A 14,913-nucleotide genomic window follows, 5' to 3' on the forward strand; every position below is an offset into this window, starting at 1 on the left:
TTTTAATTGCTGTCATTTTTAACGTTTTATGAAATACCATTGTAAACTAAAGACTTAGGTGATGACTTTGACTGACAGTAATGACAGCAAATTTTAATCTTAGTGCAAACCTTTGTTGTCGATACGCATAAGCAGGGGGTATTGTGAGTATTAAAAAATCACGTATGCATCAAAAGATTTGGAAGGAAACGGTAGACGAACGCAATAAAGAATGATGGCTATATATTATTCAATAAGTCGAATGTTCCTTGATAGTTTACATTACCCTTTCTTATTATGCTTTTCTTCTAAGAGTTTAGCTACAATATAGAATTGGTATTCTGCATCTAACACAGCATGAATCAGTCCAGGAATACCATCTAAACAGCCTCGTTTAATGAAATAAGACTTAAAGAAGCGAAACATAGGACGATAGATGAGTGCCATGCAGCCATAGTTCTTTTTGCGACGGCGTGGGACTTCGTAGTCAGAATAGGTGTTGTTCTTTCTAATAATGTTGGTAACACTGTCGTTGGCAAGGTGTTCGAAAGCTAGATCCATGCGTGATGCTGGAATCTTCAAGATTCTTCCGTCTACCTTAGGGGCTGCATGAATAACTGGAGGCCAACTGCATTTGTCGCGTCGGAGAAAGCGGAGTATATAGTCAGGATAGCTGCTGTGCATTATTCTTCCCATGAAGTAGTTTTTTCGTGGGATAGCAATAGCATCGGGGCGGTTATCCTTCTGAATAGTATCATAAAGGTATTTGCGTAGTTCTGGAGTAACAATCTCGTCTGCATCAACCACCAATACCCACGGCGAGCTTGCCTTATCGATGGCAAACTGGCGTGCCGGTTCTACAATGCGTAGGTTGCCTTTGGGAAAGGTAATAATCTTACAGTTGTAGGAACGTGCTATGTCAAGGGTCTGGTCAGTACTTTCCATGTCGCAAATGACAATCTCGTCAAAGTCCTTTACTGCTTCTAGTACGACTTTAAGATGTTCTTCTGCATTGTAAGTATTGATGACTACGGAAATATGTTGTGTACTATTCATATCCGCAAATATACAAATTATTTTTTATCTGTACTATGTCATGATATAAAATGATAAAAATAATATCTACCAAACTTTGTAGTTCCCCATTAAAAGCTTAAAATATCAATTAATTTTCACTTGATGGTTGACTCTTAAATAATAATTCAAAAGCCGAACTTATATCATACTTTATTGCTACTTTTGTACTGCCATTGACAAAATGGATATTAACACAATTAATGGAAAAACTATATGAGTGATAAAGTCAAACGTTTTCTAAGTCATCCGCTACTCTCTAATTGCCGTTTACTCCTTGGTATATGGATTATCTTATCGTTGGCTGGTATGTTGAAATTTCATCGCAGTTATAACAACTTCCTTATCTTCAGGGGTGTTTATTGGCACACAGTAAATGGAACTTCGCTCTATGCGGCTTATCCTACAGAGTATGGAGATGTGAACCATTATGGTCCTTTATTTTCTCTAATCATAGCACCTTTTGCTATCCTCCCTGAGTGGATAGGCATGTTGCTATGGCTCTTGTTCTTATCAGGGTGGTTGTTTGCGGCTATCTATTGGTCAGGACTACGTAAATCACAGCAAGTCTACATCTATTGGTTCTGCGGATTTACATTGTTGACAGCTCTATTCATGCAGCAGTTCAACATAGCTATTGCCGCTATTATCCTCTCATCATTCTTTCTTATTGATAAGGAGCACGAAGGATGGGCAGCATTCTTCATCGTCTTAGGTACGTTGGTGAAACTTTATGGCATCGTGGGATTAGCATTTTTTCTTTTTTCACGGCACAAGGTACGACTAATACTATGGTTAGCAGTGTGGTCGGTAATACTTTTTTTAGCACCAATGGCAATCAGTTCGCCCGACTATATCATTGGACAATATCAAGAGTGGTACAGCAGCCTTGTTGCAAAGAATACGGAAAACATTCATTCGATTGCGCAGAATATCTCCCTCTTAGGGCTTGTCCGCCGTACAACAGGTTGTATGAATTATTCAGACCTATGGCTGATTCTACCTGGAATGATGCTCTTTGCCCTTCCTTTCCTACGCTTCTCACAGTATAAGAACCTTGCCTTTCGTGAGACAATACTTGCCTCTGTACTTATGTTTGTCATTCTTTTTAGTACAGGTAGTGAGTCAAGCGGATACATTATAGCATTAACAGGTGCTTGTATATGGTATACGGTTGTGCCATGGAAGCGTGGAAATTGGGCTGTAGCTCTGATGGTGTTTGTCTTTATATTGTCTGGTATGGGTAATAGCGACCTTATTCCGAAGTGGATACGCCACGATTACATACAGCAATATGCCCTCCGTGCGTTGCCAATCAGTATTCTCTGGTTGTGGCTTTGTTATGAGTTATGCACAAAGGATTATACCCCAATAGAAAAGGTTGATGCTCATGAATAAGAAGATAATAGGTTATGATGCTAAGCGTATCGTAAGAAATGGTACCGGATTAGGTAGCTATGGGCGTACGCTTATTAACGACCTTGCTCCGTTGATGCCTGACACAAACTTACGACTCTATGCTCCTGATGCCGGACGTGACGACCTTCGCAATCAGGTGGAACTGCGAGATAACGTGCAGTTCTGCTATCCCGACCACCTTCGTTTCCGTCTGCAGCGTGACTGGTGGCGTGTGAAAGGGGTAGTAAAAGACTTAAAGACTGATGGAGTAGAACTTTATCACGGTCTTTCGGGTGAACTCCCTTCAGGCTTGGCAGCAGCAGGAATCCCTGGTGTTGTTACTATTCATGACCTTATCTTCCTACGTCATCCAGAGTTCTATCCGGCTATTGACGTTTTCTTCTATAAGCGGAAGTTCTATCAGACACTACGCGAGGCAAGCCGTATCATTGCGATTAGCGAATGTACGAAGCGTGACATCTTATATTATGGTGACTTCCCAGAAGATAAGATAGACCTCGTCTACCAGAGTTGTAGCACCCACTTCAATCAGTCGGTAAGTCCTTCACTGATAGAGGAAGCCCGCCGTAAGTATCAACTTCCACAGCGTTATATATTAAATGTAGGAACGGTAGAAGTGCGGAAGAACATTCTTTTGGGTATTCGTACTATGGCAAAGCTACCTTCCGACTTACATCTTGTCATCGTAGGACGGAAGACTAAGTATCAGAAAAAGCTCGATGCAGAAATCAAACGTTTAGGAATTGGCGAGCGAATCCATTTCCTTCAAGGTGTACCTAACGACCTTCTCGCAGCTATTTACAATCAGGCTGAGGCTTTTATTTACCCTTCTCGTTATGAAGGCTTTGGTATTCCTATCATCGAAGCTATACAAAGTGGACTTCCAGTCGTGGCTGCTACGGGTAGTTGTTTAGAGGAAGCAGGAGGTCCGGATTGCCTTTATGTAGGTCCAGACGACGTCGATGGCACTGCAGCTGCAATCCTATCTGCGATTGAAAACCGCAAAGAAATGGTTAGTAAAAGCCAAGTTTACGTGAAACGATTTGAAAATCAAGATGTAGCTTCGCAGGTTCTTGCGATATATGAAAAAACATTCTTCTCCCCTCTCCTATAATCCTTTCTTAGGGGGGCGAAGATTGTTTTTCTTTCAATTAATTCTTTTATTCCACATTTTCTTCTTACCTTTGCGGCATGAACAAATTAGCTATGACATATCAGACCAATTCAGCACAGCAAAGAAACTTTGATTTCTTTGCCTTTTTTAGTGCTTTATATTTGGTAGTTTCAGATATTTTGCTAACACACACACACACACACACACACACAGGCGCACCTAGCGTTTAATCATACTTTTTTCTTCCATCCTACGCGCGCGCGAAGCGTGCCGTAACGCTTGTAAACAAAGGACTTCATGGAGTTTCCTTTGTTCGCTTTTTTGTGCCCGTTTACGAGCTATCAAGAAGGCAAAATAAGAAACGTTTAATGACTGATTTTACCACAATAATTCATTGTAATTCTCTGATTAAAGTTTGTTTTCTCTCGTTGATTTCTCGGGCAGGCAGTAGTGAAATGCTGTCTGCCTGTAGAGAGGGGGAAGGCAAGCGGTTAGGAGGAATAGATAATAAGGTTATCAGGATGTATATAATATAAAAGGTGAGCAAAGAAGCCACATAGAGAGTAGATAACAACTATTTTTAATCAAATCAAAAAAAGCAATGAGAAAGAAACAAGAAAAGAAGGATTATTCTGCACCATGTTGCATGATAATTCAAGTGAGCGAAACGACTTATCTTATGGATACGTCTTTCCCGAGCCAGCACAAGAAGGCAAATCACGGTACTGGTCCAACGGCTTCAGCGAAGTCCTTCGGCTTATGGAGTGATGAGCACTTTGAGGAGGGCAGTAGCGAAGAGGCTAACAATGACAGCTCTTCATCATGGGACGACTAATTTCTAAAGCGATTAATTAACAAAAAACAGAAAACGAACAAAGAAAAAAGAAAGATGAAACAGACAATGAAACATCAGTCCCTTTTATCAGGGATAAAGTCTTTGGGCATCATGCTGAGCTTAGGCTTGGCCTTGGCCTCATGTACAAAGGACGACGTGGCTCAGAACCCAGCAAAGCCAAACGAGGAGAGGAATAAGAACTTAACGACCTTCGTGGCAGGTGGCGAGAACAAGACGCGTACGTCAATGAAGTACACCAGCGGTGACTTCTATTGGGAGGCAGGCGACTATATCTACGTAAAGGATGACAACGGCGATTTGAAGAAGAGTACAAACGCTCCAACCAGTAAGGTAGCATCTTTTAATTATAAAGTTCCAGGTAAGTTTACAGACCATAGCAGTTATGAGGTTTATTACTTGGGCAAGAACAGTAGTGGCAACTCAGTAACTATCTCAACGGCCCAGAGCCAGACAGTTCCAGACAATACCGCGCACTTTGGCACTGCAGGCGATTACGGTACTGCTACCGCTACAAAGGTAACAGACAAAAATCAGTTTGAGTTCGTATTGGAACATCAGGCAGCTTACTTAGTCTTCCAGCCTTACACAAGTAACACAATTCTACAGAACTGTTACTTAACAAAGGTAGAAGTAACCTCCGACAACGATATAGCGGAGACCTACACCGTCAACCCAACAACAGGTGCTTTGGACGCTTCTGCAGTATCAAACGGCAAACAGATAGTCTTAAAGACACAAGATGCAACAAGCGGCAGCAGTTACAACAACGGCTTCCCACTAAGCAACAACATCGCCAGCGTAACAACTAACGGAGCTTACATGGTGATTAAGCCAGGTACTCATACTTTAAGGGTACGTTATTGGGTAAAGGACGTGGCAACAGGTACAGAGGGCACTATAACTAAGACATATCCATCTACAGCATACGCTTCGAACACCTACTACGATATGACCGCTAGCCTTGACGTAAAGAACAACTACGATGGCGACCATTATTACATGTGGGACGCCAAGCAGCAATATTGGTCTGGTTACAAATGGAGAATGAATTCGGCAGGAAACACATACCAACCAACACTAAACAATGGTTATTCTTCAAACTACCCCCAGAGCAACACTGACTCTCGTTGGTACAACGTGGGCGGTAGTTCAGGTCGCTTCGATGCAACCCAGAGTTGCGCAGGTCTTCCAAATGCTAACGAGATGTCTTGGTACTGCATGTTCGGCGATCCCCGTTGGGATGCAGATGAACTATGGACAACTATGGGTCATTTATATAAAGGTGGTATGTGGTTTAAGAAGAAGTCTGTATTACAGACAGAGCATCATTACGACACCGAGAAATCTGCCGACGGTTCAACCGACATGCGTACAACAATGAAGACCTACTACAACGGCAGCAGTAGTATCAACAGCTCTGGCCTCCCTTCCGCCGCCGATGCAGGTAATTACTTCTACCTGCCCGCCTTGGGTGACTACGGCTCTGGTCAGCTGCGCGGCGTTGGCGGCAGCGGCAACTATTGGTCGTCAAGTGCTCTCCCATGGAGCAGCGGCTACGCGTACAGCCTGCACTTCCAAACTGACCGCATCTACGTGAACTACTACGACCGCGACTACGGGCACAGGGTCGACGGCAGGTTCGAGTAGTCCTAAAAGCCCCACCCCGAACCAACGGTCACTGACCGAAGGGAAGTAAAGGGAAGGGAGTGCAGGGAACATTCTCGGTTCAATGCCTTTGGGCAAGTGCGCCGTATTGTAGTCGCAATATTAATCGTACCCAGCGAACAAGTCCTCTCGTACCCAGCTGCTGGGTAGAAGTCTACCCAACCGCTGGGTATGATGCTACCCAGCAGCTGGGTATAAGACGACCCAACTGCTGGGTATAAAAAACATGAAAAAAGCATCAAAATGATGTTGATATTTAACCTAATTATTAATTAAAATCTAAACTAAAGATGATTGAATTTAAAGTAACGTCTCGTAAGGCGACCATGGGAAAGATGAAGGGTAAGACGGTGTATATCGCTGTGCCGAAAGGTCAGCAGAAGCTCTCGCCCGAAATGATATTGGAACGGATTGTGCGTGAGACATCATTGAGTGAGGGTGATGCAAGGAACGTTATCATCACGCTGCGCAATCTTATTCTTGAGTGTGCCCGCATGGGTACAGGCTTAGACCTTGGCGACATCTTTTCGCTGCGTGTCAACGTGCCTTCAAAGATGGAGGAGAACGAGAAAGATGTTTCGGCAAAGAGCCTTAAGACTCCGAAGCTTACCTTGACCTGGAAGGAGCCAGTGCGCAAGGCCTTGAAAGAGCTGCAGGTGGATGTGGATAATCCGGCGAGGAAGAAAGTGAAAGGAAAGGAGGAAAAAGAAAAGAAAGAGAAGGAAGGTGGAGGACCGGAGGCGGGATAGAGAAGCCCCACCCCGTCCCTCCCCGAAGGGGGAGGGGGAATAACCCCAAAAGAATCTATTCAGGCTTTTCTCCAGTAGGGAGGGGGATTAAGCCTTAAAGATTCTACTAAATAGGAAAAGAGCCATATCTAACGCTGATGATGCGTTTAGGTATGGCTCTCTTTTTCTTCTTTTAGGATGTAATGTATATTTTTATTCTGATTCTGATTTGTTCTTAATGAACACAAGGCGTAATAAAACGAAGTTGATAGGTACTACTATCACCATCACAAGAATAGGCGACAGCCATTTGCTTACACCCATCCAAAGGAAGAGATGGAGCAGTCCTATCTCTAAAAGATAGTTGAGTAGGTGGCTACCAACGAAGCCAGCAACGTTGTTCTTTGACGGTTTTCCCTTAAAAGTAAAGTAGGTTGTAAGTCCATAGTTACAAAGAAGTCCTACTCCGTAACCAGCCGTATAAGCTATGGTTGTATTCGTAAAGAGTAGAAAGAGACAATAGATCGCATAATGGATAAGCGAACATATAGTGCCTGTTATACCAAAACGGAAGAGTCGCCAGAAGTCTTTTCGCCAGCGTTGCCAAAGCTCTTTAATGCATATCGCCATGTGAGAAGGGATTAATCGAGTATTTGACTGATGTTATAAAGTGGACGCTGCTTTACCTCTTCATATATTTTGGCAATATAAACTCCCACCGCACCGATAGAAATCATCAGCATAGCGCCCACGAGCCAGATACTAAGAATGAGTGAAGCCCAGCCCGCTACCTCTGTATGATTGACGAAAGCGTGGATGACGTAGATACCTATGCACAAGGTGACAAATAAGAAGGCGATACCAAGATAGATGACATAGTAGATTGGTTTTACGGAGAATGATGTGATACCATCCAATGCCAAGCCAAGCATCTTGCGCAAAGTGTATTTAGAAGTACCAGCTTTACGTTCGCTGATACGGTCGTCAACAGTTGTAGACTTGAGTCCAATAGAAGGGATGAGGCCACGCAGATAGAGGTTACGTTCCTTATATCCAGAGAGTATCTCTAAGGACTGACGGCTCATCAGACGGAAGTCGGCATGGTTAAAGATACTGTTCACGCCCATCTTCTCTTGTAGATGATAGAACGCCTGTGCAGACATACGCTTCAAGATTGGGTCGGCTTTGCGCGAAACCTTCACCCCATAGACAATCTCATTGCCTTCCTCAAAGGCATCAACCATCTGCGGAATACATTTCTGATAGTCGTCTTGCAAGTCGGCATCGAGTGTGATAACAGCATCAGCCCAGTCTTTTGCCGTCATCATACCAGCCATGATAGCATTTTGATGCCCCACGTTATGAGCGAGGTTGATACCCTTTATACGTGGATGCTGGCTGTGGAGCTGTTGGATAATCTCCCATGTTCGGTCATGGCTTCCGTCATTGACAAACACAATCATCGAGTCATCGGAAATCCTTCCCTGACTGATGAGTTCGTCGAATAGTTCCATGAGCTGTGCTGCCGACTGTTCTAAAACCTCTTCCTCGTTGTAACATGGAGAGACTGTTGCAAGTTTTATCATATCTTTTATTCTGCCTGTTGGGATGTTTATAGGGAGTGTTTCTTAGCCTGCTGTCTGCTATTCAGAGCGGGATTTCAACTTATTTCTTCTGGCGGTTGACAAAGTCAACGTAGGTAATAAACTCCTGCTTGTCTGCCTTCATTGCTTTGATAAAGCGGTCGAGTCGCTGTTCCAATTCGTGTCCACTATGGTTCTTGATGATAAAAGGCATCTTGAACTCTGGATGTGACTTGAGATCATAGAACTCCCATGGGTGGAAATAGGTCACGAAATAGCCATCGTGGCGCAATACCTGTCGAACTAAACGAAGATAGAACCACTCTGGGAAGTTGTGCATGGAAAGCCAGAAGAGTGGAATGCGTAGGTGTGGACTAACGCTGGCAGGTATCTGCATGACCTTCCCTTGCATAAACCATGTGCGTGGAGTGGTGAGGTGCATGTATCGACCCGGTATAAAAGCAGGATTCAAAGAAGAGTTATAAAGGTAGCCAGCCTTCTCTATATCCTCATCCGATACAGGGAACATACGTGGCTGACGATAGCCCGCAACCTTCACACCTGTTACGCGTTCGATGATTTCTTTAGAACGGAAAACGTCCTCTGGCTTGGGTTGCCAGTGGTCAACACCATGACAAGCCACCTCGTGCCCTTCGTTCTTAATACGCTCCATGACCTCTGGTGCCAGTTCTGCAAAGTTGCCAGTGCAGAAGAAGGTAGCGCAGACGTTATTCGCCTTCAGTATGTCGAGGATGTGATTAGTACCCTCAATGGATACCTTCATACCCTCTTCAAGGGAGAAGTCTACCCCATGTTCACGTGGTACATCAAACTCTTCCGTATCGAAGCTCAGTAATATCATTTCTCTTCTGTTTCTTTATTTGTCCAGTTTCCTTCATCAAAAGAAAGCTATTCTACAAACCCTTTTTCCTTTTGAGGATAGCCTTAACAACGGCTTTGACCATGTCTTGTTTTATTGTTGTAAGCTTTCATTTGTGGAAAGTATTGCAAAGTTACAATAAAACTCTGATATTACTTGTATAATAAGGTGTTGATTTGGGGCTTATTAACCATCAATAATAGGGTAGAAGAGGATTAATAAGGTTCTTCTGTTAGATGTATAGTTTGTAAATAGATACTATGTCTATCCGTCTTCTACCAACAACTTATTCCTATATTATGGGAATTTGTAAACTATTTTTATGTTATTCAAAATCAATACATGCTCTTTGGACTTCTAAAAGACGCCTAATAGGCTTGCAAAAGGTGCCCTTTTGAGGTCTTACTAACGCCCTTTTGAAGTCCAATTAAGCACCTTTTATTGTACTACTTTATAACTAACTGATTTCGTGTTTGTTACAAACCTGATTTCTATACATGTATTTGTCATTATTTACAGATGTTTTATTAGAAATTATGTAATGTTTTTTCAAAACGTTATCTTGAATCTTTGGAGTATTGATTGGTGGGTGTTGGGTGTTTAATGTTAGGTGTTGATGATGTGAATTTTGGGTTGTAGGGTGTTGGATGATGGGTGTTAGGTGTTTAATGTTGGGTGTTGATGATGTGAATTTTGGGTTGTAGGGTGTTGGATGATGGGTGTTAGGTGTTTAATGTTGGGTGTTGATGATGTGAATTTTGGGTTGTTGGGCGTTTAATGTTAGGTGTTTATGAAATGATAAGGTGGTTGATAAAGATAATCTACAATATGAGTTGGCATTTTATATGCTTTTTATTGTTTTTAAGTGAATGGAGGGTTGATTTTTAGATGCTTTTTACTTGTAAGATATAAAAATATATTTTTTCTCCTCAAAAGATTTTGTTTTCTCAATAATATTTCGCACTTTTGTCCTCAGAATACACTAACGTAAACAAAAGATAATCTAAAAAACGGAAAGTCGAGAAAGCAACGAGGGGAAATGTAGACCTATGTTATGTCAAATTCCTTATGTTTTCATCTGTGCTATAGGATGATTCTATGCTTTTCAGATCGTACCGCTTCAGATAGAATCTTAATAAAATCATGTCACAAAAGAAGAACAACAAGAGATTGCTTGCAGTGCTTACAATGGCATTGTTTTCCATAGTATCATTTGCACAGGGAGTCAAGTTGGCTGATGGTGTTGAGCCATTGCCAGCAGATGCAGAAACTCTGGGCTCAGAATATACACTTGTCTTCCATGATGAGTTTAATGAACCGGATGGCACCTTGCCTAATACAAAGGTGTGGAGATACTGTACGCGCCGTCCCAAAGTGACATGGGCACGCTTCTTGAGCAACTCTCCTGAGGTCGTTTTTATGAAGGATGGTAATCTCGTTCTGCGTGCCATTCCTAATTCTGATAGGTCAAAAGATGATGTTGAAATGCTTTCAGGCGGTATCGAAACCAGTCAGAGTTTCACCTTTCGCTTTGGTCGTGTAGAGTGTCGGGCTATGATTAATCCTTTTGTAGGTAATTTCCCTGCTATCTGGATGATGCCAAAGTCAAAGTTTGGATGGCCGAAAGGCGGTGAGATTGATATCTTTGAGCAGATTGATAATGAGCAGCGTTGTTATGCAACTGTACACTCTGCGTGGACACAAAGTCATGGAAATGAGCCACACTCTGGCAATCTTTTGATGTCGATGAATCGTTATCATATCTATGCAGTAGAGTGGGAAGAGGACGTGCTGACCTTCTTTGCTGATGGTAAGCGCGTGTTCCAATATAAGAAACAGAATGATAGTCAGGAGCAATGGCCGTTTGATAAGTCTAATTTCTACCTGATTCTCAATCAGTCAGTGGGCAATGGTTCATGGGCGAAAAAGGCAGATGTCAACCATACCTACGAGATGCGCGTCGATTGGATACGTGTCTATCAAAAGGAGAAGCATATCCCTACGAGTATCAGTGTCCCAATGACAAAGATACAGGAAAGTACTGAAAGCGATGATATTTATTCGTTGCAGGGTGCTAAGATGGGGACTCATGAGAGCGAATTGCCAAAGGGAATCTATGTTCTTAATGGTAAGAAGTTTGTTAAATAAGCTTTACCGCTACGGTGGAAAAGCTAAGTAATACAGAAACGATTTACTAACATAAACAAGAAATAATCTATGGAAGAACAAATCGAAGTGAAAGAACTCGACAGTGTTGTAGTGCACTTTTCTGGTGACTCAGGTGATGGTATGCAGCTTGCGGGTAACATTTTCACCACTGTCTCGGCTACAGTCGGCAATGGTGTGTCTACTTTCCCAGACTATCCAGCTGATATCCGTGCCCCGCAAGGCTCCTTGACAGGTGTGAGTGGATTCCAGGTTCATATCGGTTCGGGCAAGGTTTATACGCCTGGTGACCTCTGTGACGTTCTTGTAGCAATGAATGCTGCTGCGTTGAAGATGCAGTATAAGCATTGTAAGCCTAACAGTACAATCATTATTGATACTGATTCATTCGGACAGCGTGACCTTCAGAAGGCTGAATTCCGTAGTGATGACTATTTAGGCGAGATGGGTATCGACCCTGATCGGGTAGTGGCTTGTCCGATAACAAAGATGGTGAAGGACTGTTTGGCTGATACTGGCATGGATAATAAGTCTATGCTAAAGTGCCGTAATATGTTTGCCTTGGGTCTTGTCTGCTGGCTTTTCAGTCGTGACTTAGAGTTGGTAAACAACTATCTTGAGACAAAGTTTAAGAAGAAACCAGCCATTGCAGAGGCGAATATAAAGGTAGTACGTGCAGGATATGACTATGGTCATAACGTACATGCTTCTGTTCCTAATACCTATCGTATTGAGTCAACAGTGAAACAGCCTGGCCGTTATATGGATATTACGGGTAACAAGGCTACTGCATACGGTCTGATGGCAGCGGCTGAGCGTGCTGGCTTGCGTCTTTTCTTAGGTTCTTATCCTATCACTCCAGCAACAGATATCTTACATGAGTTGTCAAAGCATAAGTCAATGGGTGTGACAACGGTACAGTGTGAGGACGAGATTGCTGGTTGTGCATCGGCTATTGGTGCTGCTTTCGCTGGTGCCTTGGCTGCTACTTCAACCTCTGGTCCTGGTATCTGTTTGAAGAGTGAGGCAATGAACCTTGCGCTTATTGATGAACTTCCATTGGTGATTATCGACGTACAGCGTGGTGGTCCGTCAACGGGTATGCCTACGAAGAGTGAGCAGACCGACCTCTTGCAGGTGCTTTATGGTCGTAATGGTGAGAGTCCAATGCCTGTCATTGCAGCGACAAGTCCTACAGACTGCTTCGATGCAGCCTATAATGCTTGTAAGATAGCATTGGAACATATGACGCCAGTAGTGCTCCTTACCGATGCATTCATTGCTAATGGTTCTTCTGCTTGGAAGCTTCCAAACATCGAAGATTTGCCTGAAATCCATCCACATTACGTCACAGAAGACCAGAAGTATAAGTACACTCCATACAAACGTGACCCTAAGACATTAGCACGTTACTGGGCTATCCCTGGCACGGAGGGCTATACACACATCCTTGGTGGTTTGGAGAAAGATGGTGAGACAGGTGCTATCTCAACCGATCCAGAGAACCATGACAAGATGGACCACCTTCGTTGGAACAAGGTGGCACGTATTCCTGTACCTGATTTGGTTGTTCAAGGCGACGAGGAAGATGCCGACTTGCTTATTGTTGGCTTCGGTAGTACTTACGGTCATCTCTATTCTGCAATGAAGGAATTGCGTAGAAAGGGAAATAAGGTTGCTTTGGCACAGTTCAAGTATGTGAACCCATTGCCAAAGAACACTGCAGAAGTGCTTAGTCGTTACATGAAAGTCGTTGTTGCAGAACAAAATCTTGGTCAGCTTGCAGCCCTCTTGCGTATTCGTATCAACCACTTCGCTCCTTATCAGTATAACCAAGTTAAGGGACAACCATTCGTTGTCACGGAGTTGGTTACTACTTTTGAGAAACTTCTCAAGGCTCCACTACCAAAGGAGGAAACCGGTACTTTCTATACGAAGATACTTGAGTAGAATAGTTGACGAGTTTACAAGTAGACGAGTTTACAAGTTGCTTGCGACGTTGGGAAGTTTACAAGTAGATGAGTTAATGAGTTGACAAGATGCTTGTTAATAGCCCCAAGCGAATAGAAGTAATCATAATTAAGGATTTAATGAGTTGACAAGTTGACGAGTTTACGAGTTTACAAGTTGCTTGTTAATAACCCTAAGCGAATAGAAGTAATCATAATTAAGGATTTAATGAGTTGACAAGTTGACGAGTTAACGAGTTTACAAGTTGCTTGTTAATAACCCTAAGCGAATAGAAGTAATCATAATTAAGGATTTAATGAGTTGACAAGTTGACGAGTTAACGAGTTGACAAGTTGCTTGTTAAGAGCTAATCGAATAGAAGTAATCATAATTATGAATTATGAATTTTGAATTATGAATTAAATTAAAAGTCATGAATCAATATACAGCACAAGATTTTAAGAAGGGACAACCACGTTGGTGTCCTGGCTGTGGCGACCATTTCTTCCTTGCCAGTTTGCAGAAAGCAATGGCAGAGTTAGGTGTTCCACCTTACGAAACAGCCGTTATCAGTGGTATCGGATGTTCAAGCCGATTACCATATTATGCTAATACATACGCTATGCAGACCATTCATGGTCGTGCAGCAGCGATTTCTACTGGTGCAAAGGTGACCAACCCAAACCTTACCATTTGGCAGGTTTCGGGCGATGGTGACGCACTTGCCATCGGTGGTAACCACTTTATCCATGCGATGCGTCGTAATGTGGACCTGAATATGATTCTTTTGAACAACCGTATCTACGGTCTTACGAAGGGACAGTATTCACCAACCAGTCCACGTGGCTTTGTTTCTAAGTCAAGTCCTTATGGTACTACGGAAGACCCATTCCGCCCAGCAGAACTCTGTTTCGGTGCTCGTGGTAACTTCTTTGCACGTAGTGTTGCCAGCGACAATACCGCGACAATTGAAATCCTTAAGGCTGCTTATCAGCATAAGGGTGCTGCCGTTTGTGAGATTTTACAGAACTGTGTCATCTTCAACGACGGCTGTCACAACTCTGTCTATACCTCACAAGGTCGTAAGGAGAATGCTATCTATGTCAAGCATGGCGAACCATTGATCTTCGGTCCCAACCAGGAGTTTGGACTTGTACAAGAAGGTTTCGGCTTGAAGGTGGTTAAGATTGGTGAGAATGGTATTACTCGCGATGATATCCTCGTACATGATGCTCATTGTCAGGACAATACTTTACAGCTAAAACTCGCCATGATGAGCAACGAAGACGGCTTCCCTGTAGCCCTCGGAGTTATCCGTGACGTTGAAGCACCTACCTATGACGCTGCTGTCAATCAGCAGATAGAAGAGGTGAAGGCACAGAAGCATTACCACACCTTTATGGAGATGCTTGAAACCAACGATATTTGGGAGGTTAAGGAATAAGAATTTAAGACAAAATATATTTGCTTAGAAAGAGGAAAAGATGTATCTTTGTGGA

The 14,913-nt window shown here is 42.9% G+C and carries 12 protein-coding genes; 8 read left to right on the forward strand and 4 right to left on the reverse strand.

Annotated features, from left to right (window positions below; translation table 11 throughout):
- Window positions 1–261: 261 nt before the first annotated feature.
- The gene (locus tag J4861_RS11950) at window positions 262–1,035 is read right to left on the reverse strand and encodes a glycosyltransferase family 2 protein (protein WP_211817015.1); all 774 of its coding nucleotides are present in this window, start codon (window positions 1,033–1,035) and stop codon (window positions 262–264) included.
- A gap of 234 nt (window positions 1,036–1,269) precedes the next feature.
- Here J4861_RS11950 and J4861_RS11955 point away from each other — a divergent pair, with 234 nt between their 5' ends.
- The 5 genes from J4861_RS11955 to J4861_RS11975 all read left to right on the forward strand — a co-directional run bounded on the left by J4861_RS11955 (window position 1,270) and on the right by J4861_RS11975 (window position 6,856).
- Entirely contained in the window at window positions 1,270–2,451 is a 1,182-nt protein-coding gene (locus tag J4861_RS11955; RefSeq protein WP_211817016.1) for a glycosyltransferase family 87 protein, read from the forward strand.
- Window positions 2,444–3,586, forward strand: a complete 1,143-nt coding sequence (locus tag J4861_RS11960) for a glycosyltransferase family 4 protein (RefSeq protein ID WP_211817017.1) — start codon at window positions 2,444–2,446, stop codon at window positions 3,584–3,586. Before J4861_RS11955 ends, J4861_RS11960 begins: the two co-directional genes overlap by 8 nt.
- Before the next feature lie 601 nt (window positions 3,587–4,187).
- Window positions 4,188–4,421 (forward strand): hypothetical protein, encoded by a 234-nt coding sequence (locus J4861_RS11965; protein ID WP_346267018.1) that lies wholly within the window; start codon window positions 4,188–4,190, stop codon window positions 4,419–4,421.
- A gap of 54 nt (window positions 4,422–4,475) precedes the next feature.
- Entirely contained in the window at window positions 4,476–6,089 is a 1,614-nt protein-coding gene (locus J4861_RS11970; RefSeq protein WP_211817018.1) for a hypothetical protein, read from the forward strand.
- Window positions 6,090–6,397: 308 nt separating this feature from the next.
- On the forward strand, window positions 6,398–6,856 hold the full coding sequence (locus tag J4861_RS11975) for an HU family DNA-binding protein (protein ID WP_211817019.1): 459 nt from the start codon (window positions 6,398–6,400) through the stop codon (window positions 6,854–6,856).
- A gap of 192 nt (window positions 6,857–7,048) precedes the next feature.
- On the opposite strand, the gene J4861_RS11980 is transcribed toward J4861_RS11975, so the two are convergent.
- From J4861_RS11980 to J4861_RS11990, 3 genes are all read right to left on the reverse strand, one after another.
- Entirely contained in the window at window positions 7,049–7,465 is a 417-nt protein-coding gene (locus J4861_RS11980) for a GtrA family protein (RefSeq protein WP_211817020.1), read from the reverse strand.
- An 11-nt stretch (window positions 7,466–7,476) separates the two neighbouring features.
- Window positions 7,477–8,421, reverse strand: coding sequence for a glycosyltransferase family 2 protein (locus tag J4861_RS11985; protein ID WP_211817021.1), 945 nt, complete (start codon window positions 8,419–8,421; stop codon window positions 7,477–7,479).
- A gap of 79 nt (window positions 8,422–8,500) precedes the next feature.
- Window positions 8,501–9,280: a polysaccharide deacetylase family protein gene (locus J4861_RS11990; RefSeq protein WP_211817022.1), complete on the reverse strand. Its 780-nt coding sequence runs from the start codon at window positions 9,278–9,280 to the stop codon at window positions 8,501–8,503.
- A gap of 1,161 nt (window positions 9,281–10,441) precedes the next feature.
- Between J4861_RS11990 and J4861_RS11995 the strand changes: the two genes are divergently transcribed.
- From J4861_RS11995 to J4861_RS12005, 3 genes are all read left to right on the forward strand, one after another.
- Window positions 10,442–11,446: a glycoside hydrolase family 16 protein gene (locus tag J4861_RS11995; protein WP_211817023.1), complete on the forward strand. Its 1,005-nt coding sequence runs from the start codon at window positions 10,442–10,444 to the stop codon at window positions 11,444–11,446.
- Between the two features lie 69 nt (window positions 11,447–11,515).
- Complete coding sequence (locus tag J4861_RS12000) at window positions 11,516–13,414, forward strand: 2-oxoacid:acceptor oxidoreductase subunit alpha (protein ID WP_211817024.1); 1,899 nt, start codon at window positions 11,516–11,518, stop codon at window positions 13,412–13,414.
- Window positions 13,415–13,847: 433 nt separating this feature from the next.
- Window positions 13,848–14,858 (forward strand): 2-oxoacid:ferredoxin oxidoreductase subunit beta, encoded by a 1,011-nt coding sequence (locus J4861_RS12005; RefSeq protein ID WP_211793712.1) that lies wholly within the window; start codon window positions 13,848–13,850, stop codon window positions 14,856–14,858.
- Window positions 14,859–14,913 lie beyond the last annotated feature (55 nt).

Source organism: Prevotella melaninogenica (assembly GCF_018127925.1).
Lineage (GTDB): Bacteria > Bacteroidota > Bacteroidia > Bacteroidales > Bacteroidaceae > Prevotella > Prevotella melaninogenica_C.

What these genes read in the sequence shown, in the direction of transcription:
- J4861_RS11950 (WP_211817015.1), bottom strand. Translation starts at nt 1,035, where the DNA reads ATGAATAGTACACAACATATTTCCGTAGTCATCAATACTTACAATGCA.
- J4861_RS11955 (WP_211817016.1), top strand. Translation starts at nt 1,270, where the DNA reads ATGAGTGATAAAGTCAAACGTTTTCTAAGTCATCCGCTACTCTCTAAT.
- J4861_RS11960 (WP_211817017.1), top strand. Translation starts at nt 2,444, where the DNA reads ATGAATAAGAAGATAATAGGTTATGATGCTAAGCGTATCGTAAGAAAT.
- J4861_RS11965 (WP_346267018.1), top strand. Translation starts at nt 4,188, where the DNA reads ATGAGAAAGAAACAAGAAAAGAAGGATTATTCTGCACCATGTTGCATG.
- J4861_RS11970 (WP_211817018.1), top strand. Translation starts at nt 4,476, where the DNA reads ATGAAACAGACAATGAAACATCAGTCCCTTTTATCAGGGATAAAGTCT.
- J4861_RS11975 (WP_211817019.1), top strand. Translation starts at nt 6,398, where the DNA reads ATGATTGAATTTAAAGTAACGTCTCGTAAGGCGACCATGGGAAAGATG.
- J4861_RS11980 (WP_211817020.1), bottom strand. Translation starts at nt 7,465, where the DNA reads ATGGCGATATGCATTAAAGAGCTTTGGCAACGCTGGCGAAAAGACTTC.
- J4861_RS11985 (WP_211817021.1), bottom strand. Translation starts at nt 8,421, where the DNA reads ATGATAAAACTTGCAACAGTCTCTCCATGTTACAACGAGGAAGAGGTT.
- J4861_RS11990 (WP_211817022.1), bottom strand. Translation starts at nt 9,280, where the DNA reads ATGATATTACTGAGCTTCGATACGGAAGAGTTTGATGTACCACGTGAA.
- J4861_RS11995 (WP_211817023.1), top strand. Translation starts at nt 10,442, where the DNA reads ATGTCACAAAAGAAGAACAACAAGAGATTGCTTGCAGTGCTTACAATG.
- J4861_RS12000 (WP_211817024.1), top strand. Translation starts at nt 11,516, where the DNA reads ATGGAAGAACAAATCGAAGTGAAAGAACTCGACAGTGTTGTAGTGCAC.
- J4861_RS12005 (WP_211793712.1), top strand. Translation starts at nt 13,848, where the DNA reads ATGAATCAATATACAGCACAAGATTTTAAGAAGGGACAACCACGTTGG.